The sequence below is a fragment of the Curtobacterium sp. S6 genome (genome assembly GCF_000710345.2).
In the GTDB taxonomy this organism is placed as follows: Bacteria; Actinomycetota; Actinomycetes; order Actinomycetales; family Micrococcaceae; genus Rothia.
Map to the genome: position 1 here is coordinate 1 of NZ_JHEL01000010.1, position 20029 is coordinate 20029.

The 20029-nt window shown below is 64.0% G+C and carries 19 protein-coding genes and 1 tRNA gene; 7 read left to right on the forward strand and 13 right to left on the reverse strand.

Annotated elements, in window-relative coordinates:
• On the forward strand, nucleotides 1-191 hold a 191-nt coding region (locus CURSPS6_RS12755; RefSeq protein ID WP_235503644.1), incomplete at its 5' end, for a hypothetical protein.
• A 252-nt stretch (nucleotides 192-443) separates the two neighbouring features.
• Here CURSPS6_RS12755 and rlmB read toward each other — a convergent pair.
• The 3 genes from rlmB to CURSPS6_RS01140 all read right to left on the reverse strand — a co-directional run bounded on the left by rlmB (nucleotide 444) and on the right by CURSPS6_RS01140 (nucleotide 3506).
• Entirely contained in the window at nucleotides 444-1430 is a 987-nt protein-coding gene (rlmB, locus tag CURSPS6_RS01130) for a 23S rRNA (guanosine(2251)-2'-O)-methyltransferase RlmB (RefSeq protein WP_030013476.1), read from the reverse strand.
• 27 nt (nucleotides 1431-1457) lie between these two features.
• Entirely contained in the window at nucleotides 1458-2876 is a 1419-nt protein-coding gene (gene cysS / locus CURSPS6_RS01135) for a cysteine--tRNA ligase (RefSeq protein ID WP_030013478.1), read from the reverse strand.
• Nucleotides 2877-3023: 147 nt separating this feature from the next.
• Nucleotides 3024-3506: a CarD family transcriptional regulator gene (locus CURSPS6_RS01140; RefSeq protein ID WP_030013479.1), complete on the reverse strand. Its 483-nt coding sequence runs from the start codon at nucleotides 3504-3506 to the stop codon at nucleotides 3024-3026.
• Nucleotides 3507-3809: 303 nt separating this feature from the next.
• Between CURSPS6_RS01140 and CURSPS6_RS01145 the strand changes: the two genes are divergently transcribed.
• Nucleotides 3810-4334 carry a hypothetical protein gene (locus CURSPS6_RS01145; protein ID WP_030013480.1) on the forward strand — a complete coding sequence of 175 codons (525 nt, stop codon included), beginning with the start codon at nucleotides 3810-3812 and terminating at the stop codon, nucleotides 4332-4334.
• A gap of 124 nt (nucleotides 4335-4458) precedes the next feature.
• Here the strand turns inward: CURSPS6_RS01145 and CURSPS6_RS01150 are convergent, their stop codons facing one another.
• Both CURSPS6_RS01150 and CURSPS6_RS01155 read right to left on the reverse strand, forming a co-directional pair.
• Entirely contained in the window at nucleotides 4459-5139 is a 681-nt protein-coding gene (locus CURSPS6_RS01150; protein WP_030013482.1) for a response regulator transcription factor, read from the reverse strand.
• Nucleotides 5140-5157: 18 nt separating this feature from the next.
• On the reverse strand, nucleotides 5158-6423 hold the full coding sequence (locus CURSPS6_RS01155) for a sensor histidine kinase (RefSeq protein ID WP_235503645.1): 1266 nt from the start codon (nucleotides 6421-6423) through the stop codon (nucleotides 5158-5160).
• Between the two features lie 157 nt (nucleotides 6424-6580).
• Here CURSPS6_RS01155 and phoU point away from each other — a divergent pair, with 157 nt between their 5' ends.
• Nucleotides 6581-7246 carry a phosphate signaling complex protein PhoU gene (gene phoU, locus CURSPS6_RS01160; RefSeq protein ID WP_030013484.1) on the forward strand — a complete coding sequence of 222 codons (666 nt, stop codon included), beginning with the start codon at nucleotides 6581-6583 and terminating at the stop codon, nucleotides 7244-7246.
• A 102-nt stretch (nucleotides 7247-7348) separates the two neighbouring features.
• Here phoU and CURSPS6_RS01165 read toward each other — a convergent pair whose 3' ends face one another.
• From CURSPS6_RS01165 to CURSPS6_RS01175, 3 genes are all read right to left on the reverse strand, one after another.
• Nucleotides 7349-8095: a phosphoglyceromutase gene (locus CURSPS6_RS01165; protein WP_030013486.1), complete on the reverse strand. Its 747-nt coding sequence runs from the start codon at nucleotides 8093-8095 to the stop codon at nucleotides 7349-7351.
• Nucleotides 8096-8202: 107 nt separating this feature from the next.
• Nucleotides 8203-8514, reverse strand: coding sequence for a DUF2516 family protein (locus tag CURSPS6_RS01170; protein WP_235503646.1), 312 nt, complete (start codon nucleotides 8512-8514; stop codon nucleotides 8203-8205).
• A gap of 9 nt (nucleotides 8515-8523) precedes the next feature.
• Entirely contained in the window at nucleotides 8524-9804 is a 1281-nt protein-coding gene (locus CURSPS6_RS01175) for a trans-sulfuration enzyme family protein (RefSeq protein ID WP_082469894.1), read from the reverse strand.
• Between the two features lie 79 nt (nucleotides 9805-9883).
• On the opposite strand from CURSPS6_RS01175, the gene tmk reads away from it, so the two are divergent.
• Nucleotides 9884-10564: a dTMP kinase gene (tmk, locus tag CURSPS6_RS01180; RefSeq protein ID WP_051687488.1), complete on the forward strand. Its 681-nt coding sequence runs from the start codon at nucleotides 9884-9886 to the stop codon at nucleotides 10562-10564.
• Nucleotides 10561-11706, forward strand: a complete 1146-nt coding sequence (locus CURSPS6_RS01185) for a DNA polymerase III subunit delta' (protein ID WP_030013491.1) — start codon at nucleotides 10561-10563, stop codon at nucleotides 11704-11706. Before tmk ends, CURSPS6_RS01185 begins: the two co-directional genes overlap by 4 nt.
• A 68-nt stretch (nucleotides 11707-11774) precedes the next feature.
• Here CURSPS6_RS01185 and CURSPS6_RS01190 read toward each other — a convergent pair whose 3' ends face one another.
• From CURSPS6_RS01190 to manA, 4 genes are all read right to left on the reverse strand, one after another.
• The gene (locus CURSPS6_RS01190) at nucleotides 11775-13133 is read right to left on the reverse strand and encodes a PFL family protein (protein WP_030013493.1); all 1359 of its coding nucleotides are present in this window, start codon (nucleotides 13131-13133) and stop codon (nucleotides 11775-11777) included.
• A 14-nt stretch (nucleotides 13134-13147) separates the two neighbouring features.
• On the reverse strand, nucleotides 13148-13417 hold the full coding sequence (locus CURSPS6_RS01195; protein WP_030013494.1) for an ACT domain-containing protein: 270 nt from the start codon (nucleotides 13415-13417) through the stop codon (nucleotides 13148-13150).
• 93 nt (nucleotides 13418-13510) lie between these two features.
• The gene (locus CURSPS6_RS01200; RefSeq protein ID WP_160319763.1) at nucleotides 13511-14770 is read right to left on the reverse strand and encodes an AI-2E family transporter; all 1260 of its coding nucleotides are present in this window, start codon (nucleotides 14768-14770) and stop codon (nucleotides 13511-13513) included.
• Nucleotides 14771-14833: 63 nt separating this feature from the next.
• A complete protein-coding gene (gene manA / locus CURSPS6_RS01205; RefSeq protein ID WP_030013497.1) occupies nucleotides 14834-16057 on the reverse strand; it encodes a mannose-6-phosphate isomerase, class I in 1224 nt (407 codons plus the stop codon).
• Nucleotides 16058-16159: 102 nt separating this feature from the next.
• Here manA and CURSPS6_RS01210 point away from each other — a divergent pair, with 102 nt between their 5' ends.
• Entirely contained in the window at nucleotides 16160-17563 is a 1404-nt protein-coding gene (locus tag CURSPS6_RS01210; RefSeq protein ID WP_030013498.1) for a phosphomannomutase/phosphoglucomutase, read from the forward strand.
• A 117-nt stretch (nucleotides 17564-17680) separates the two neighbouring features.
• Here CURSPS6_RS01210 and CURSPS6_RS01215 read toward each other — a convergent pair whose 3' ends face one another.
• Nucleotides 17681-19540 carry a phosphoenolpyruvate carboxykinase (GTP) gene (locus CURSPS6_RS01215; protein ID WP_030013500.1) on the reverse strand — a complete coding sequence of 620 codons (1860 nt, stop codon included), beginning with the start codon at nucleotides 19538-19540 and terminating at the stop codon, nucleotides 17681-17683.
• 279 nt (nucleotides 19541-19819) lie between these two features.
• Between CURSPS6_RS01215 and CURSPS6_RS01220 the strand changes: the two genes are divergently transcribed.
• Nucleotides 19820-19895 (forward strand) — tRNA-Arg (locus CURSPS6_RS01220).
• Nucleotides 19896-20029: the final 134 nt, after the last annotated feature.

A 20029-nucleotide genomic window follows, 5' to 3' on the forward strand; every position in this document is an offset into this window, starting at 1 on the left:
CATCGGGTCATGTTGAAACCAACAAGAATTTTTCTACAAAAATAATTTGGTACAACACTTCTTATAAACAAAGCACACTATTGAGTTCTCAAACAACGAGCCCGTCGAGAACTCACATCGCTTCTGCGATGATCACTCCCGCGGTCTTGCTCGAACAACCTTACCGGCTGTTCCCCGGCGTGTCAACTTGACGTTTCCGCCCTGTTCATCACGCCGACACCCTGGCGAAACCGAAGTTTCACAGAGTCACAATATTCCAGCTTACATCCTCTTTTTCATCGATGCAAATCGTTGATTTCGAGGAACTGAATTTTGTGGAAGCCACTCCCAGGTCTTGGACCCGGTCGCCGTGGCAACTCGCATTACTTTACATACGCTCACGGGCCCTCGCAACTCGAGGGCCCGTGATCTGGGTTACTGCCGTAAGCGAGGGGTCGGGAGACCTACGCGGTGCCCTGCGAGCGCAGGCGCGAGACCTCGTACAACGCGATGCCAGCGGCCAAAGACGCGTTGAGGGATTCCATCGCCGAATCGATCGGAATGGATACCACCTGATCGCACTTCTCGGAGACGAGACGGGATAGCCCCTTCCCCTCGGAACCCACGACGATGCAGAGCGGCTCGGTAGCCAGGGTGAGTTCCGGAAGCGCGACGTCGCCATCACCGGCGAGCCCCACCACAAAGACACCCTGGTCCTTCATCTGGTCGATCACGCGATTCAGGTTGGTGGCCTTGGCGACCGGAACGCGGGATACCGCGCCCGCGCTGGTCTTCCAGGCCGACGCCGTCACGCCTGCCGCGCGGCGTTCCGGCACGATGACCGCATGGCCGGAGAAGGCCGAGACGCTTCGAATGATCGCGCCGAGATTTCGAGGATCGGTGATTCCGTCCAGCGCGACAAACAGCGGCGGCTTGGCGAGTTGTCCCTGGTGCCATTTCTCCAAGATGCTCGCCGTCATGTCGCTGGCATCGGGATACTTATACGGCGGGACCTGCAATGCGACGCCCTGATGAACGGCGCCTTCGGTCAACCGTTCGATCTCCCCGCGGGTGATCTCCAGGGCAGGAATATTGCGGCGGGTCACGATCGTGAGGATTTCTCGAATCCGCTCGTCCGGCTCCATGTTGGCCATCACGTAGATGTGTTTGGCGGGGATCTCGGTCCGCAACGCCTCGAGCACGGCATTTCGCCCGGTCACGAGTTCCTCGCTGACCCGCTTACCGCCGAGACGCTGCTGCCGCGCGGGACCCGCGCTACGTTGCTGCTTCTCGGCGAACTTCTTTGCCTTATGTGCCTTGTGGTACGGGCGATCTTCGGCCCGAGGGGTCGGCCCCTTGCCCTCCAGCGATCGGCGGCCCTTGCCGCCCGATCCCTTGATCGGTGTCCTCTTCTTCTTCCGGATTGCTCCGGGACGGTTCGCATCTGCCATGTTGTGCCTTTCTTCGCCGGACCGGTCCTAAACCGACCAGGCCGATCCATCCGCGGAATCCTTGACGGTAATTCCTGCGGCGGACAATTCGTCTCGTATGTGGTCCGCACGAGCCCAGTCTTTCGCGGCTCGCGCGTCGGCTCGTTGAGCCAGGAGTGAGCGGATGAGCGTATCCAGGGCCGTATGCTCGGCCCCCGACGTTCCCCGCGTGCCGAAGTCCATCAACTGCGTGAGTCCCAGGGCATCGGTCATCGCTCGAACGGCGTCCGCCTCGTCCTCCACGATGGCCCCGTTCCCCGCGGACAGCGCCGAGTTCCCGGAACGGACATGTTCGTGCAATACGGCCAACGCCTGCGGGATGTTGAGGTCGTCATCCATGGCCCTACCGAATTCTTCCGGCACCTCGGCGAGGCCTGAGCCCCCACCGGCCTGGACCAAGAAGGCTTCCACCCGTTCGACGGCCGCCTGCGCCTCGGTCAGCGAGGTAGGCCGGTAATCCAAAATCGACCGATAGTGGGCCTGCCCCAAGTAATACCGCACCACCAGGGGCCGCGCCGTGGCCAGCATCTCTTCCGGGGAAACGGTATTGCCGATGGATTTCGACATTTTGTCGCCCTCGTAGGTGACCAGGCCGTTGTGCAACCAGAAGTTGGCAAAGCCCCGACCGGCCGCGGTTGACTGAGCCAATTCGTTCTCGTGGTGGGGGAACCTCAGGTCAAGGCCTCCGCCGTGGATATCGAAGCGTTCACCCAGATACTTCCCGGCCATGGCCGAACACTCGAGGTGCCACCCTGGTCGGCCACGCCCCCACGGCGAGGGCCACGCGGCAGACTCCGGCTCCCCCTCCTTGTGCCCTTTCCACAGAGCGAAGTCCCGAGGGTCCTTCTTGCCGCGCGGATCCGCATCCGGCGCGGCCTGCATATCCTCGATGCTTTGGCGGGTCAGAGAACCGTAGTCGTCCCACGACCGCACGTCGAAGTAGACGTCTCCGGAATCGTCCAGGGCCGGGTACGCGTGCGACTTCTCGATCAGTTCGCCGATCAAAGAGATCATCTCGGGAATATGGCCGGTCGCCCGCGGCTCATAGGTGGGCGGCGCGATGCCCAGCGCGGCGTAGGCCTGGGCAAAAACCCGCTCGAAGCGATAGGCCAACGCCCACCACGGTTCGCGAGGGTGGGTTCCCGCATATCCCTGCTCGAAGCTTCGCGCGGAGTTGACCAAGATTTTGTCGTCGATATCGGTCACGTTGCGCACCGTGGTGACCGCGAATCCTCGATACGTCAGCCACCTGCTGAGCTGGTCGAAGACCAAAGCGGACCGCACATGCCCGATATGAGGCATGCCCTGAACCGTCGCCCCGCAGTAGTAGAGCCTGGCTTCCCCAGGGAAGACGGGCTCAAAATCTCGGACGCTGGCCGTATCGGTACTGTAAAAACGCAAACTCACGATGTCAGTCTAACGAGAACGCGCCGATTCAGAGACGTGAGCGCCACACCCGGATACCGGGTCCCACAAGGAACGGCCTTAAACGACAAAAGCGCGCCCCTCCTCGATGGAGAAACGCGCCGTCACCGTGACGCTACCGCGCGAGCCTTAAGATTCGAGAATCTTGTCGAGCTCGGTCTCGGCAGCTTCTTCGTCAATATCCTTGGCCAGGGCGACCTCGGAGGAAAGAATCTGGCGAGCTTTCGACAGCATCCTCTTCTCACCCGCAGAAAGACCCTTGACCTGCTCCCGCCGCCAAAGATCGCGAACGACCTCGGCCACCTTGAGCACGTCACCGGACGCGAGCTTCTCCGAGTTCGCTTTGAACCGACGAGACCAATTGCTGGCCTCCTCGACGTCCTTCGCCTGCAGCACGCCGATGACCTCTTGGAGGCCCTTCTCATCGACGACGTCTCGGACGCCCACCATGTCGACGTTGTCCGCCGGAACCTCAATCGTCAGATCACCCTGCGCGACCTGCAGTTTGAGATACATCTTCTCTTCACCCTTGACGGTGCGAGTCTTGATCTCCTCGATCGTTGCAGCGCCGTGGTGAGGGTATACGACGGTTTCGCCAACCTCAAAAAGCATATGGATAAACCCCTTTCAGCCAATACAGTTTACCACGGCCGCAATACACCCCCATCGACCGAGTTTCGGACAATGAAGCACATCAAATTCTGAGGTCTTCGCCACCTTCCGGGTGATCCCCATCCCACCACTGGTGGGGCGAGGCGCCGCGTAGGCCACGACCTCGCGCCTGCCCGCGGCACGCTCCGGGCCCGGTTACCGACGAAGCGTCCACAAAAGGCGCTAAACTTGCCTGTGAATGACTCTGCGACGTTCTTCTGAGGGCGTCGGCCGATCCTCGCATCACCACACAAGGAGTGAGACGTGAAGTCTTTTGCTCGCCAGAACGTCAGGCGCGCCGGCGCAACGATGGCCATCGCCGCGGCCGTTCTGTCCGCAACCGGTTGCGGCTATATCCACCAGCAGCCAACCACCATTCACTACAGCGCGTCCGACGGCGTCCAGGCCGATGTCGCCGACGCCAAATTCCGCAACGTCATGGTGATCGCCAAGGACAAGAATTCCCCGGGCCGCCTCCTCGGCACCGTGGTTAATTCTTCGGACAAGGAACTCTCGCTGACCATCGACACCGGCGAGGCTCAGGCCGAGGTCAAGGTTCCCGCGAAGGGCGAGGTCCGCTTCGAGAAGCAGGAAACCCTGCTGAACCCCGTGGGCAAGGCGCCGGGCGAGCTTCTGAAGGACACCAAGATCAGCTCCGGCTCCCAGAGCACCACCGCGAATATTCCGGTGCTTGACGGCACCCTCGACGAATACCAGCAGTACTTGCCGAACCTGGCCGACTCGAACTCGTCGACGAGCGAGCCGTCCAGCTCGGCGAGCCACTCCTAGAGGCTTTTTCTCCCCCACGAGACGGGGATGCACAACGAGGCCCCCGCTCCATGATGGAGCGGGGGCCTCGTTGTTGCGGAGGCGTTCCGCGCGCTGCCGGGTCGCCTCGATGAGGGTCCTCGGCTTACGGCTCGAATTTGTAGCCGAGACCCCGGACCGTCACGAGGTATCGGGGGTGCGAAGGATCCGGCTCGATCTTCGACCTCAGCCGCTTGATGTGGACGTCCAGGGTTTTGGTGTCACCGACGTAGTCGCTACCCCACACCCGGTCGATGAGCTGACCGCGCGTCAGCACACGACCGGCGTTGCGCAAGAGCATCTCCAGGAGCTCGAATTCCTTAAGCGGCATGGCCGTTTGTTCGCGATTCACGCTGACCACGTGCCGTTCGATGTCCATCCGGACCGGCCCGCCCTCGACGGTCGAGGTCACGAGTTCTTCGGTCTCGGTCTGACGACGCAGCACCGCACGGATGCGTGCGACCAGTTCCCGCGAAGAATACGGCTTCGTAACGTAGTCATCCGCCCCCAGCTCCAAACCGACGACCTTGTCGATCTCCGTGTCCTTGGCCGTCAGCATGATGATCGGGACCTGAGAACGCTGCCGCAACTGCTTGCAGACTTCGGTGCCCGACTGGCCGGGAAGCATCAAGTCGAGCAGAACGAGGTCAGCCCCGGCACGGTCGAATTCGGCGACGGCGTCGAGACCGTTGTCGATCACCGTCACCTCGAAGCCTTCACGACCCAGGAGAAATGCCAAGGGCTCACTGAGGGCTTCTTCATCCTCAATTACCAGGATCCGCGTCATGCCTGAGTTTCCTCCTCGTCAGCCCCGGTCGCGCCGGGTCTGGGTATTGTCGTTCCCCGCATCGGACGCGGGGGCTTGATCCATCCTGACGATGGATACGGGTTCTTGGTCACGGATGGGCGCCGGTTCCGATTCGCTGCTCCGAAGATCTTTCTCGGTCGCCTCGTCCAGTTCCGGAAGGGTCACGGTGAACGTCGATCCCTGGCCCGGCGTCGACCACAACGTGATTTCGCCACCGTGCTGAGCCATCACGTGCTTGACGATCGACAGGCCCAAGCCCGTCCCGCCCGTTTGGCGGGATCGAGCCGCGTCCACTCGGTAGAACCGCTCAAAGATGCGATCCTGTTCTTCCTCGGGAATTCCCGGCCCTTGGTCTTTGACCGACACCGAGATCATGCCTTCCTTCGAACGGATGCCCACGCCGATGCGGGTGTTGTCCGGCGAATAGCGGATGGCGTTGTCGATGAGGTTGCGCAGGGCGGTCATCAGCAACTCCGGGTCCCCGAGCACCGGCCGCGTGGCGGTCCCGCCCACGCGAATCGAAATGTTCTTGTTCTCGGCGGTCAGCTTATTGCGATCGGCCGCCTCGTGAACCAGCTGATTGAGGTCGATGACCTTGCCCTTTTGGACGATGTCCGTCCCCTGCAGCCGGGAAAGCTCGATGATGTCGTGCACCAATGCCGTCAGGCGCGTGGTCTCCTTGTGTAACCGCTTGGTGAAATGACGCACGGCCTCGGGATCTTCGGACGAACCTTCGATCGCCTCGGCCAGCAACCGAACGGCCCCGACCGGCGTCTTGAGCTCGTGGGACACGTTGGCGACGAAGTCCGTGCGGATCGCTTGGGCCCTGGTGATTTCGGTGCGATCGTCCGCGAGAAGAAGAATGTATTCGTCGGCGACCGGCGCGATGCGCACGTTGAGCACCAACACGCCTTTACCCAAGGGCCCCCGCGAGATCTCCACGGTCTTCTCGAGAATCACGCCGTCCCGCCGGACCTGCCGGATGAGGTCCAGGAGCTCGGGCTGAGTCATGCTGTGGCCGCGGACCAGGCCGTAGGCGTAAGAACCCTGAGAAGCCCTCACCACGCCGTCGACGGCGTCCACGAGGACATAGGCCTGACCCACGACGGCGAGCACCTGGGCCGCGCCGTCGCTGATCGTCGGCTCGTCCACGACGGCCCAATCGGCACGCTGCCGGTCGCTTTTGCGCAGGGCGAAGTGACTCACCAGGCCGAGGGATAACCCGACCAGGCCCCAGATCATGGCGAAGGCGACAGGACTCACTCCTACAGCTTAGGCATAAGTATCGGTCAATCACCGCCTCGAGGACCGTTCTCGACCGCGGGTTCAACTAAGATTCACTCAAGACTGCGGTCTCGTTCATACGGGATTGGAATTCTGGAGCGAGTAGTTCCGTGTTGTCAGGAAAGGACCGTTTACCGTGCGCAAAGTTTTTCAGGCCGAGCTCCAACAGGTGGGCGACGACCTCGTCGAGATCGCGACCTTGGTCGAGGCCGCATTCGACCGCGCATCCGATTCGCTGTTGAACGCAGACGTTCAAGAAGCCGAAGAGGTCATTTCGAATGACGCTCGCATCGACATGCTGCAGAATCAGCTCGACGAGCGGTCCATCGACCTGCTCGCCCTCCAGGGGCCCGTAGCCTCCGACCTGCGGATGATCGTTGGCGGCCTCCGCATGAGCGCTTCCCTGGAACGCGCGGGAGACCTAGCCCGTCACGTCGCCCAGATTACGCGCCTGCGTTTCCCGGAGCCCGCGGTTCCCGCGGACCTGGTGCCGACGTTCCAGGAGATCATCGACCTGGACAAGACCATCATCAAGAGCGTGATCCAGTTGCTCGAGACGCGAGAGCTCAGCTACGCGGACGAGGTGTACACGGCCAAGGGGCGCATCAATACCCTGCACGAGTCGGTGTTCACCCACATTGCCGAGTCTTCCTGGGGCAACAACGCTCAGACCACGATCGACATGACGCTGGCCTCCCGCTACATGGAGCGCTTCGGAGATCACGGCGTGTCCGTGGCCCGCAAAGTGACCTACCTGGTCACGGGCGAGTGGGATTCCCAGCCCATGCCGAATCACTCCTAAATACCGCATCACGCGAAAGATCCGCCCGGCACGAGGTCTGTGCCGGGCGGATCTTTCGCGTTCGGTCATCCGTGGCGGGATTCGCCGCGGATCACGGGGTCGCTACTTTTTGCCCTGGTTGGCCACGGCCTGGATCGCGTCCGCTGCGGCGTCGGGGTCGAGGTATTCTCCCGGCTTGGTCGGGGCGAAGTTCTCGTCGAGTTCGTAGTACAGCGGGATGCCGGTCGGAATATTCAGGCCGGAGATCTCGTCGTCCGCGATGCCGTCCAGGTGCTTGACCAAGGCGCGCAGGGAGTTTCCGTGCGCGGCGACGAGGACGGTCTTTCCGTCGGCGAGATCCGGTTTGATGCCCGATTCCCAGTACGGAAGCATCCGCTCCAGGACGTCCTTGAGGCATTCCGTGCGGGGGGCGTCGTCGATATCCGCGTAGCGGGGGTCGTGCGCCTGTGAGTACTCGGAGTCATCGTCCAGCGGGGGCGGCGGCACATCGTAGGAGCGACGCCACTGCATGAACTGCTCTTCGCCGTACTGTTCTCGCACGGCGGCCTTGTCCTTGCCCTGGAGATCCCCGTAGTGACGCTCGTTCAGGCGCCAATCCCGCTTGACCGGGATCCAGAGGCGGTCGGCCTCGTCCAAGGCGATGTTGGCGGTGTTCATGGCGCGGCGCAACAGCGAGGTGTGCACGACGTCGGGAAGGATGTTCCTCTCCTTGAGCAGTGCACCGCCCTTCGCGGCTTCGGTGCGGCCCTGTTCCGAAAGCGGAACGTCGACCCAGCCGGTGAACAGATTCTCTTTATTCCATTCGCTCTGCCCGTGACGGAGCAGAACAAGTTTATACGTTTCAGCCATGCCCCCATTGTTTCACTACAAGAGCCAGAATGCGCCGAAAAAGTGCAGGTACGAAGCATGCCCCGGGCGAACCCGGGGCATGCAACAGAGGAATTTAGGCGGAAGCGCTATTTTCTGGTGCGCACGGCCGGGCGCACGTCCGCGAGAAATACCCCGACGGCCGAGGCCACGATCAATTGGATGAACAGGCTAGGGGATCCGCCGCGGAACGCGCTGAACATCGACAGCACCGCCCCGAGCAGGCAGGCCCCGGTGACCAGGACCCAAAACTTTTTGGTGCGTTTGAACGCCGACTGATAGGCGTAGTCGCTCGCCCCCAGCGCCGTCACGAACGCCCACAGGGCCAGAGCGAACAGGATGAGGCCCAGCGCGAAGTTGATGAAGTGTTCGGCCATCAGCACGATGTTCAGGATCTGCATGCCCCTACCCTATCGTGCGTCGGCGACATCGAGGGCACGTTCCAGATCGGTCCACAGGTCCTCGACGTGCTCGATGCCCACCGAGAGCCGCAACAGCGATTCGCTGACGCTCGGTGCCTCGTTCGAGTGGCGACGGCGACGTTCGATCAGCGACTCGACGCCGCCGAGCGATGTGGCCGGTGTCCACAGGCGTAGGGCCTCGACGACCCGTTCGGCCGTGGAAGCATCCCCGTGGAGCGTGATGGACAGGACCGATCCGAAGGAGTTCATCTGCGTCTTCGCCCGCTCGTGGCCTCGATCCTCGGGAAGGCCCGGGTATCGAACCTCGGCGACGGCCGGGTGCCCGACCAGACGCTCCGCCAGCGTCTGCGCCGACGCGGAGGACTGATTGAGCCGCAGAGCCAGGGTCCGCAGGCCTCGCAGCCCGAGCCACGCCTCGAAGGGGCCCGGGATCGCCCCGGAGAGCGACCGTTCGGCCAAAACGGCCTGGCGCAGATCGGCGTCGCGGGTGACAACGGCGCCGAGAACCACGTCCGAATGGCCCGCAAGGTACTTGGTTGCGGAGTGAACCACATAGTCAGCGCCCCATTCGAGGGGCCTCTGGACGAGCGGGGTCGCGAAGGTGTTGTCCACCGCGGTGCGGACACCGAGGGTCCGCGATGCCGCGAGGAGCTTCGGGAGGTCGGCGACCTCGAGCATGGGGTTCGTGGGGCTCTCGAGCCAGAAGAGGACGTAGGGGTCGGCGACGCCGGCGGCCGCCTGGGGCAACGAGCGCACCTGGTCGGTCAGGGTCTTCATGACCGCTTCCGTGTCTTCGATGGGCACCTCCACGAGGCGGCAGATGCCGCGGTCGGCCATCTGGCGCACGAGGGACATCGAACCGAGGTACGTGTGCTCGGGCATCACGATGACCGATCCGACCGGAACCTGGCGGATCACGGACGCAACGGCACCCATTCCCGAACTGAAGAGCAGAGCGGGCAGCTCGGAGCCTTCCAGAGAAGCCAGAACCTGCTCGAATTCCTCCCACGTCGGATTCGTGAATCGACCGTAGGCCCGGTCCGAGGGCTGGATCGCCCCGGAGCCGTGGAAGGTCGAGGACAACACGATCGGCGGATTGACGGGCTCGTCGTGCTCCCGCGGCGGCCGCCCCGAGGAAACGACCAACGTTTCGCGGGAAAATCCGGAAGACGCAGCCGTCCCGACGCGTTCGGCGCGGAATTCGGCCGAATCGAGTTCCTCCGGAGCGTGATCAGGAAAATTGTGGGTATCCGACGTGTTCTGGCGCATTCTCCACAGGCTACCGGCCTTTGACGGGCAAGAGGAGAAGACTACAGCGTGCGTCGCGGGCGTTCGATAGGCTACAGGGGTGACTTCAACCCTGAGCTTTTCCCGAGACGTGCCGGCGCCGCGGCACCCCGGTACCTTCATCGTCTTCGAAGGCGGCGACGGAAGCGGAAAGACCACCCAGGCTCGGCTCCTGCAGGAACGGCTCGAAGCGCAAGGCCGGAAGGTCACGCTGACCCGCGAGCCCGGCGGAACGGAGATCGGCGAGAAAATCCGCTCGCTGGTTCTGGACCACGGGCAGGGCGAGATTGATCCCCACACCGAAGCGCTCCTTTACGCGGCCTCGCGGGCGGCTCACGCGCATCAGCTCATCGCCCCGGCCCTCGACGCCGGTCGGATCGTCATCTGCGACCGCTACATCGACTCCTCGGCTGCTTACCAGGGCGCCGGCCGGGGCCTGGGCGAGGCGACCGTCACCGATTTGTCCCGCTGGGCCACGGAAGATCTTCTGCCCGACCTCACGGTGGTGCTATCGGTCGACGTCGCGGACGCCCGGGGGCGGGTGACCGCCCGGGGCGCCGAGGACCGGCTCGAATCGGAGCCCGACGATTTCCACGCCCGGGTGCGGGAATCCTTCCGTGCGCTTGCCAGGGACGCCTCCGCGAAGCGCGTGCGGGTCGACGGCATCGGCGCCGTGGACGAGGTCGCCGCGCGGGTATGGGACGCGGTTCACCCGCATCTTCCGGAGGAGGGCCCACGATGAGCGTCTGGGATCAGCTCGTGGGACAGTCCCGGGCCGTCGAGCAACTGCGCAGGGCGGCGTCCGAGTCCGTGCCCCACGCCTGGCTCTTTACCGGCCCGCCCGGTTCGGGACGTTCGGTCGCGGCCCGGGCCCTGGCCGCGGCGCTGCTGTGCGAGCGCGCCGACCCGAGCGAGCGAGGATGCGGCGAGTGCAAATCCTGCCGAACCGCCATGTCCGGTGCCCACGCGGACGTCACGAACTTCGCGACCGAAAATGTCAGCATCAAGATCGGGGAAGCGCGCGACCTCGTGGTCAAGGCCCAAGACCGCCCCGCGGTCGGCCGATGGCGAGTCATGATTGTCGAAGACGCGGACCGGATGCCGGAACGGACCTCGAACGTCTTGCTGAAGGCGATCGAAGAGCCGCCTCCGCACACCATCTGGCTCTTGTGCGCACCTAGCCCGATCGACGTCCTGGTCACGATCCGTTCGCGGTGCCGGGCGGTAACCCTCAAGGTCCCCGCGGTGGACGAGGTCGCCGAACTGCTCCAGCGGCGCGACGGCGTATCCGCCGAGGTCGCCCATCAGGCCGCGCGTCTTGCCCAAGGGCACATCGGGATCGCCCGCCGGTTGGCCCTCTACCCTGAGGCGAAGCAACGCCGGGAGGACGTAGTGAGGCTTCCGCTCGGCCTCGATGGCATCAGCTCGGCCGTCGCCGCGGCCGAGCGGCTGATCTCCACGGCCGAGGCCGAAGCCGCGGCCGACGCCGAGGAACGCAACGACCGGGAGAAGGCCGAACTGCTGATGACGCTGGGCGCACCGGAGTCCGGCCGCGTGCCCCCGACCATCAAGGCCGCGGTCCGTCGCCTCGAAGAGGACCAGAAACGCCGGGCCCGTCGGGTCCAGGTCGATACCCTCGACCGGTTCCTGATCGACTTGTCGACGTTTTTCCGCGACGTACTGACCCTTCAGCTGAAGACCGGCTCGACCCTGATCAATCATCACCTCGAGCGGGACTTGGCCGACTACGCCCTCAACTCGAGCGCCGAACGAACCTTGGAGCAGATCGACACGATCAATCTGACCCGTCGCCGGATCTCGACCAACGTGAGCTCGAGGCTCGCCTTCGAGGCCATGGCCGCGAGCCTGGTCCTCCGCCACTAAATAGCCGGCCCCGGCGTCAGGCAGGGACCGCGGGCCGGGCGAGTGAGCCGGGCCCGCGGTCCCAGTGGCTAGTTCCGGAAGCCGTGCACCGGGGAAGGTATATGCCCGGCCCTCGAGACGAATGCCTCGGAGGAGCCCTGGTGAACCGGCATGACCGGTGCACGCCCCAGAAGACCGCCAAATTCCACCATGTCTCCGACGCCCAGGCCGACGGCCGGAATCACGCGCACGGCGGTGGTCTTGTGGTTCATGACGCCGATCGCGGCTTCGTCGGCGATCATGGCCGAGAGCGTCGAGGCGCTCGTCTCCCCGGGAACGGCCACCATGTCGAGACCAACCGAACAGATGGCCGTCATGGCCTCGAGCTTGTCCAGGGTGATCGCCCCGGCCGCGGCCGCCTCGATCATTCCGATGTCCTCGGAGATCGGGATGAACGACCCGGACAGCCCGCCGACACGCGAGCACGCCATCAGGCCGCCCTTTTTCATGGCGTCGTTAAGCAGAGCCAACGCCGCCGTGGTCCCGTGGGTCCCGACGATGTCGAGTCCCATCTCTTCCAGGACGCGCGCGACCGAGTCGCCGACCTCGGCCGTGGGCGCTAACGAGAGGTCCACGATGCCGAAGTCGACGCCGAGCCTCTGGGCAGCGAGGGAGCCCACGAGCTGACCCACGCGGGTGATCTTGAACGCCGCCTTCTTGATGATTTCGGCGCAGACGTCCAAGGGTTCGCCGGGGACCTTTTCCAGGGCCCGCTTGACCACGCCCGGCCCGGACACGCCGACGCTGACCACACAGTCGGCCTCCTGTACGCCGTGAAAAGCGCCGGCCATGAAGGGGTTGTCCGAGACCGCGTTGGCGAATACGACCAGCTTGGCGCAGCCGGCGCCGTGGTTCTCCGCCGTGAGGTCCGCGGTGCGTCGAATGACCTCGCCCATATGCCGTACCGCCGTCATGTTGATGCCGGCCCGGGACGAGCCGATATCGACCGAAGAGCACACGACGTCAGTCTCCGCGAGCGCGCTCGGGATCGACTCCATGAGCGTGCGGTCCGCCGGACTCTGGCCCTTGTCCACCAGCGCGGAGAACCCGCCGATGAAATCGATGCCGACCGCCCGGGCCGCCTGGTCGAGGGTCCGCGCGAATTCGGTGTAATCGGTCTCGCCCGAGGCCCCAGCGATCAAGGAGATCGGGGTGACGGAGATGCGCTTATTGATGATTGGGATGCCCAGTTCCGCCTCGATGCCACGAGCGACCGAGACCAGGTTCTTGGCGTACCCGGTGATTTTGTCGTAGATCTTGCGACGGGCCCGGTCGCCGTCGGCGTCGATGCAGTCGAGCAACGAGATGCCCATGGTGACGGTCCGGATGTCGAGTTTGTCTTCCTCGATCATCTGGATCGTTTCGAGAATATTCGCGTTCGTATCCATCATGATGGCGGCCCCTACAGCGCGTGCATCGCTTGGAAAATGGACTCGGACTGGATCCGGACACTCACCCGAGCCGCCTCGCCGACCGGCTTCATCGCGGCCTGGATCTCCTCGATGGTTTGGGCGTCCTCGTCGAATTCTCCCTGCATGATCATGGTGAAGTAACCCTCCATGAGAGTCTGGGAGACGTTGAGGATATTCACGTGCTGCTCGGCTAATCCGGTGGACACGGCGGCGATGATGCCTTCGTGATCCAGACCGGTGACGGTGAGGATGATCTTCATGCTATTTCCTTCGTGATCAGAAGTGATAAGTGCCGTGGAACGGCGGTGGGGTTGGGCTTCGGGGATCCAGGATTCGGTGGCGGGTCCTCGCCCTCAGGACCGCGTGGACCCGGTGGACGGAGCCTCGGAGACCTCGGCCGCCCGACGACGCGTCAGGCCGTGAGCCCGCTTCAAGGCTCGTTTCCGGTTCCGTCGCGCCGCGGCGTCGTCTTCCTGGCCAGGACCGTACGTCTTGCGCAGCGAATACCTGCCGTCGGAGGTCACGGGCTGTTCGCTTCCGGACAGGTCGTTGGGCTTTCCGCGGGAATCGAAGGCGATTCCGATCCAGCGGGAGCGGGCGTCCGAGTCGATGAAGATCGCCTTGAAGAACAGGGTCAGCGGGACCGCGAGGATCGCTCCCAGCGGCCCGACGATCGCGGACCAGAAAATCAGGGATACAAAAGTCACGGTGGTATTCAGGCCGACGGCGTCGCCGGTGATCTTCGGCTGGATGACGGCCTGGGCGACGAAGTTGATGACCGAGTACAGCACCACGACCCAGATCGCGGTGGGCGGGCCGCCGGCCAGGAGGCCCAGCAGCGCGGGTGGAATCAGGCCGATGATGAAGCCGACGTTCGGAATGTAGTTGGTAACGAAAGAAAACACGCCCCACGTGAAGGCGAGCGGCACCCCGAGGATCATGAGGGCGACCGTATCTAGGATCGCGACGATCGCGCCGAAGACCGTGTTGACGACCCAGTACTTCGAGGTGCGATGCGTGAAATCCTCGAACGCCGCGCCGAGCCCGGACTTGGACGCGCGCAACTCCGCACGGCGGCCCGTGATGACGGTCGAATCGATGAACAAGAAGGCGATGACCATGACCAGCACGAACAGCTGAGAGCCCGCCGACGAGAGCCCGCTCAGGATCGTGGTCAGGGCGCTGAGCACGCGCGCCGGTTGCATGAAGTTCAGCACGGACTGCCCGATGTCGGTCTCGTTGAGACCGAGGTCCGACATCCATGTCTGAGCCTGCTGGTACAGCACACCGAACTTCCCGCTATAGCCGGGCAAGGTGTCCACGAGCTGAGCCACGGAGACGACCATGGATCCGATGATCGCCAGGAGGATCGCGTACAGGAACAGCGCGACGGTCAGGGAGGCCAGCCATCGGGGCACCTTGCGGTCCTGGAGCCACAACCGCATCGGGCGCACGGCGATCACGAGCGAAAAGGCCAGAAACATCGGCCCGAAGATCTGCGAGATGAACTTCAGACCGCCCATGAAGACCACGAGGGCCGCCAGTGCCACCAACGCGACGACGCCCAAGGGCAGGCCAGGGCCACGGAGTCTCTTCTCATCGGGGTGCGTCATCGTCGCCGGGGTATCCATTTCTTTTGTCAGGGTTGCGCGTCGGGACCCACCCGACCGCCGGGATTAGTGCGCGGCCGGATTACAGCAGGCTACGAAGAGGCTACCGTGCCCGCTGATCGTGAGATCATCGGCCGACCCGATGTGGAGGGCGGATCGCGTGCCGCTCAACGATACGCGGTCTTGGCCACCGGCCACCTCGACCTCACCTTCGAGGCACAAGATCGCGGCCAGCCCCTCGCACGGGAAAATGACGGGACTGCCGTCGGAGACATCAACCCGGAACAGCCGGAGTCGAGGATCCCACAGGTCATAGGAGCGGTAGCCTGACTCGGTCCGCTGAGGCTCGGTGATCTCCGGGGCGGGTTGCTCCGAGACGACGGTCGCGAGCATCTCCTTGACGTCCACGTGTTTGGGCGTCAGCCCTGCCCGCATGACGTTATCCGAGGGGTTCATGATCTCCACGGCCGTGCCTTGGATGTACGCGTGGATATATCCGTCCGGGGTGTGCGCGGACTCCCCCGGCTTGAGAAACAGCTGGTTCATCGCGACGGCGACCAGGATGCCCCGATCCCCCGGGTAAGCGTCGTGGAGCAACAGGATGAGGTCGGCGACGGCGTCGACGTCGAATCCCGGCTGGTCGCGGCGGTCCGCGGCGTCGTCTTCGTCGAAGGGGTGTTGCAGGCTCCAGTCCATGGCCGCGTTGACCGTGGCCTCCACCGCGACCGATGAGCTCGTCTCGTCCTTGGCGAAGATGCCCTTGACGATGTCCGCCGCGTTGTAATCGGCCAGTTCCGCGAGCCAGGTGAGATTCAGGCGCCGGGCGATCTCTTTGAGGTCCTCCGCCGGGCGGATGCCCGTCAGGATGCGCAGCGGGGAGTACGCGATCACGGTCTCCGGCTTGGAACGGCGATCTTTGTAATTACGCTCCGCCGCGTCCAGCGGGATTCCCGCGGCTTCTTCCCGCTCGAATCCGGCGACCGCTTGTTCTTCCGAGGGATGCACCTGGAGGGATAGCGGCGCGTCGATCGCGAGGATCTTGAGCAGATAGGGGAATTCCTCGAAGCCCTCCGGCAATATGGCGGTGGGGTCCTCGTCGATGATCTCGGCCAGGCGACGCTCGCCGCGATCGGTCTGGACGGAGGACGACGACCTGGGGTGCGCGCCGACCCATAGTTCCGCCTCCGGCTGCGCGGCCGGTGACTTCTCGCCGCGGAGCCGGGCGAGCGTATCGCGGGTTCCCCACGCGTAATTCTGGATTGGATTCTCCATGTTCAACAGCTGGCCCATAGTTCTCAATCCAACCACAACCGGGCGAACCGACGCAGGGACATGAGGCCCGTCACGCACGCGATCACGCGGATTTCCCGGGCCACGCCGTAGAATCCCAGGGTGAGCATTAACTTAGACGAGTCATTTAAGGCATACGACGTCCGGGGCATCGTGGGCGAGACGATCACCCACGAGACCGTGCGCGCCACCGGGGCCGCATTCACGGACGTCCTCGGTCTGGCCGGGCAGACGGTCCTGGTTGGCGGAGATATGCGTCCGTCCTCCCCCGAATTCATGGACGAATTCGCCCAGGGAGCGAGAGCGCGCGGGGCCAACGTCGTCAAGGTCGGCCTGATTTCCACCGACGAACTGTACTTCGCGTGCGGTGTCTTCGACGCCGCCGGCGTGACCTTTACGGCCTCCCACAATCCCGCGGAATACAACGGCATGAAGATGTCCCAGGCCGGTGCCGTGCCCGTCTCCTCCGAGACCGGCCTGTACGAGATCCGCAACCTCGCGCAGTCGTACCTCTCCGAGGGAATTCCTTCCGGCGAGGATCAGGGAAGCGTCGAGGAACGCGACATCCTCACCGACTACGCGAATTACCTGCGCGGTCTCGTGGATCTGACGACCATTCGTCCTCTCAAGGTCGTGGTGGACGCCGGTAATGGCATGGCCGGCAAAACCACCCCGGCGGTCCTCGGCGACGCCGTCCTGCCCGGGCTTCCGCTGGACATCGTCCCGATGTATTTTGACCTCGACGGAACCTTTCCGAACCACCCCGCGAACCCGCTGGAACCGGCGAATCTCCGGGACTTGCAGGCGGCCGTCGTGCGGGAAGGCGCGGACATCGGCCTCGCTTTCGACGGCGACGCCGACCGGTGCTTCGTCATCGACGAACGCGGCGAACCGGTCACGCCCTCGGCCATCGCCGCCTTGGTCGCCGAGCGCGAGATCGACCGCGCCCAGGCCGCCGGCGAGAAGGAACCGGCGATCATCTACAACTTGATCACCTCCAAGGCCGTTCCGGAGCTCGTGGTGGCGAAGGGCGGGCGCCCGATCAAGACGCGCGTGGGGCACTCCTTCATCAAGGCCGTCATGGCCGAGGAGAGGGGCGTCTTCGGCGGCGAGCACTCCGCCCACTACTACTTCCGCGACTTCTTCAACGCCGATACCGGCATGTTGGCGGCCATGCACGTGCTCGCGGCCCTCGGCGGCCAAGAACGAAGCCTGTCCGAGGTGGCCGAGAAATACTCGCCGTACATCGCTTCGGGCGAGATCAACTCGAGGATCGAAGATAAGCAGGCCGCGGTCCAACGGGTCAAGGACGCGCTGGCCCGGGAGGCCGTCGACGTCGAAGACTCCGACGGCACGACGTTCACGCACCGGGAGGAGGGATGGTGGTTCAACCTCCGCCCCTCGAACACCGAGCCGTTCCTGCGCTTGAACGTGGAGGCGCCTGACGCTCCGACCATGGAACGCGTTCGGGACCTCGCCCTCGGCCTGGTCCGAGAAGGCAACTAGCCACCTACCACGATGGCCGGGCAGAGGATCTGCCCGGCCATCTTTGGGTTAAACCGTGGCCCGGCACCTCACGGTGCCGGGCCACGGAGGAAAGCTCGCCTTGGCGGCTTCCGCAGTTTAGGAGTTGAGGCGCTTCTCCAACGCGTCACGCTGCTGCTGAATTTCCTCCGGCAGGTGGTCGCCGAGCTTCGCCAACCACTCGTCGATCCCGGGGAGCTCGGCCTTCCACTCATCGTGATCGACCGCGATCGCTTCCTTAATGGCCTCCTCGGTGCCTTCGAGGCCCGTCAGGTCCAGGTCCTCCAGGCCCGGGACCACGCCGACGGCCGTCTCGCGGCCGCCGCCCTCGCCCTGAAGGCGCTCGACGATCCACTTGATCACCCGCGAGTTCTCGCCGAATCCGGGCCACGCGAAGCCACCGTCGGCCGTGCGACGGAACCAGTTGACGTAGAAGACCTTGGGCATATTCGACTCGCCGTACTTCTCGGCGACATTGATCCAGTGCTTCAGGTAATCGCCGGCGTTGTAGCCGATGAACGGCAACATGGCCATCGGGTCGCGGCGCACGACGCCGACCTCACCCTTGGCCGCGGCGGTGGTCTCGGAGGACAGCGTGGCCCCCTGGAAGACGCCGTGCTGCCAGTCGTAGGACTGGGAGACCAGAGGAACCGTGGTCTTGCGACGGCCGCCGAAGATGATGGCCGAGAGCGGGACGCCCTCGGGGTCGTCGTATTCCGGCGCCACGATCTCGACCTGCTTGATCGGAGTGCAGAAACGCGAGTTCGGGTGCGCCGCGGGGCGGCCCGAGTCCGGCGTCCAGTCCTGGCCCTTCCAGTCGATCAGGTGTGCCGGCTTCTCGTCCGTCATGCCTTCCCACCAGACGCCGCCGTCGTCGGTGAGGGCGACGTTGGTGAAGATCGTATTCCCCTGGGCAATGCCGCGCATCGCATTCGGGTTGGTCGACCAGCCGGTTCCCGGGGCGACGCCGAAGAGTCCAGCCTCCGGGTTGATGACGCGGGGCTTACCGTCGCCGTCAAAATTGATCCACGAGATATCGTCGCCAACCATCTCGGCCTTCCAGCCATCGATCGTGGGCTCGATCATCGCGAAGTTCGTCTTGCCGCAGGCCGAAGGGAAAGCGCCACTGAGGTAGTGGGTATTGCCCTTGGGATCGGTGATCTTGAGGATCAGCATGTGCTCGGCGAGCCAGCCCTCGTCGTGAGCGATCGCCGAAGCGATGCGCAACGCGTAACACTTCTTGCCGAGGAGCGCGTTTCCGCCGTAACCGGAGCCAAAGGACCAAATGGCGCGGTCTTCGGGGAACTGGACGATGTACTTATCCGGGTTGCAGGGCCAGGCGACGTCCTGCTCCCCCTCTTCGAGGGGCGCGCCCACGGAGTGGAGGGCCTGGACGAAAAAGGCGTTCGTGCTCTCCAGTTTACGGAGCACATCGCTGCCGATCGTTGCCATGATGCGCATGGAGCACACGACGTACGCGGAATCGGTCAGCTCAACGCCGAACTTGGGCTCCTTCGCATCCAGGTGGCCCATGACGAACGGGATCACGTAGAGCGTGCGCCCCCGCATGCAACCCCGGTACTTCTCGGTCAGGGTTCCCTTCATCTCCTCCGGATCCATCCAGTTATTGGTGGGTCCGGCGCCCTCACGGGTCTTGCTGCAGATGAAGGTCCGTTCCTCGACGCGCGCGACGTCGTCGGGATCCGAGAAAGCGGCAAAGGAATTCGGGAAGGACTCTTCGTTCAGACGCACGAACGTTCCGGCGTCCACGAGCTCCGTGGTGAGCTGGTCCCACTCTTGACGAGAACCATCGACCCAGTGAATGGCATCGGGCTGCGTCAGCTCCGCAACCTCACGTACCCAGCTCAGCAAGGGCTGGTGCGTGGTGGGAGCGTTGGACAAGGCTTCAGCAACGGCTGGCTTCAGAGTGTCGCTGTTTCCGACGGCGGTGTCAGTCATTAATTGTTCCCCTTTAGAGGTTCCGGCCCGAGGTGGGCCATCACTCACGACGTTGTGTGGGCCGATTCGCAGGCCCCGCGGAACACAGCGCTCAGTGTTGTGAGCTGAATTCACGCGGGAACTACCCTCTGCCCATGTGACAAGACCAGAGTAGCGTAAACCGAACAAGCTGTGGCCTGGAACGACTGCGGTACAGATCACAACACCTCAAGTTGGCGAACAGGCAACCCGCATGTAAAGTAGTATCTGGTCTTGCGGCGGATACCCGCCACGGACCAGGCGCCTGTAGCTCAACGGATAGAGCATCTGACTACGGATCAGAAGGTTGGGGGTTCGAATCCCTTCGGGCGCACCATAGCAGAAGGCCCCATCACCGGTCGGTGACGGGGCCTTTTGCGTACCCGCACCCCACTCAACGCGCACGGAATTCCCGGGATGAGACCGACGTTCCAGTCCAGCACCTCCGCCACGAGATCCCCCGCGGATGCC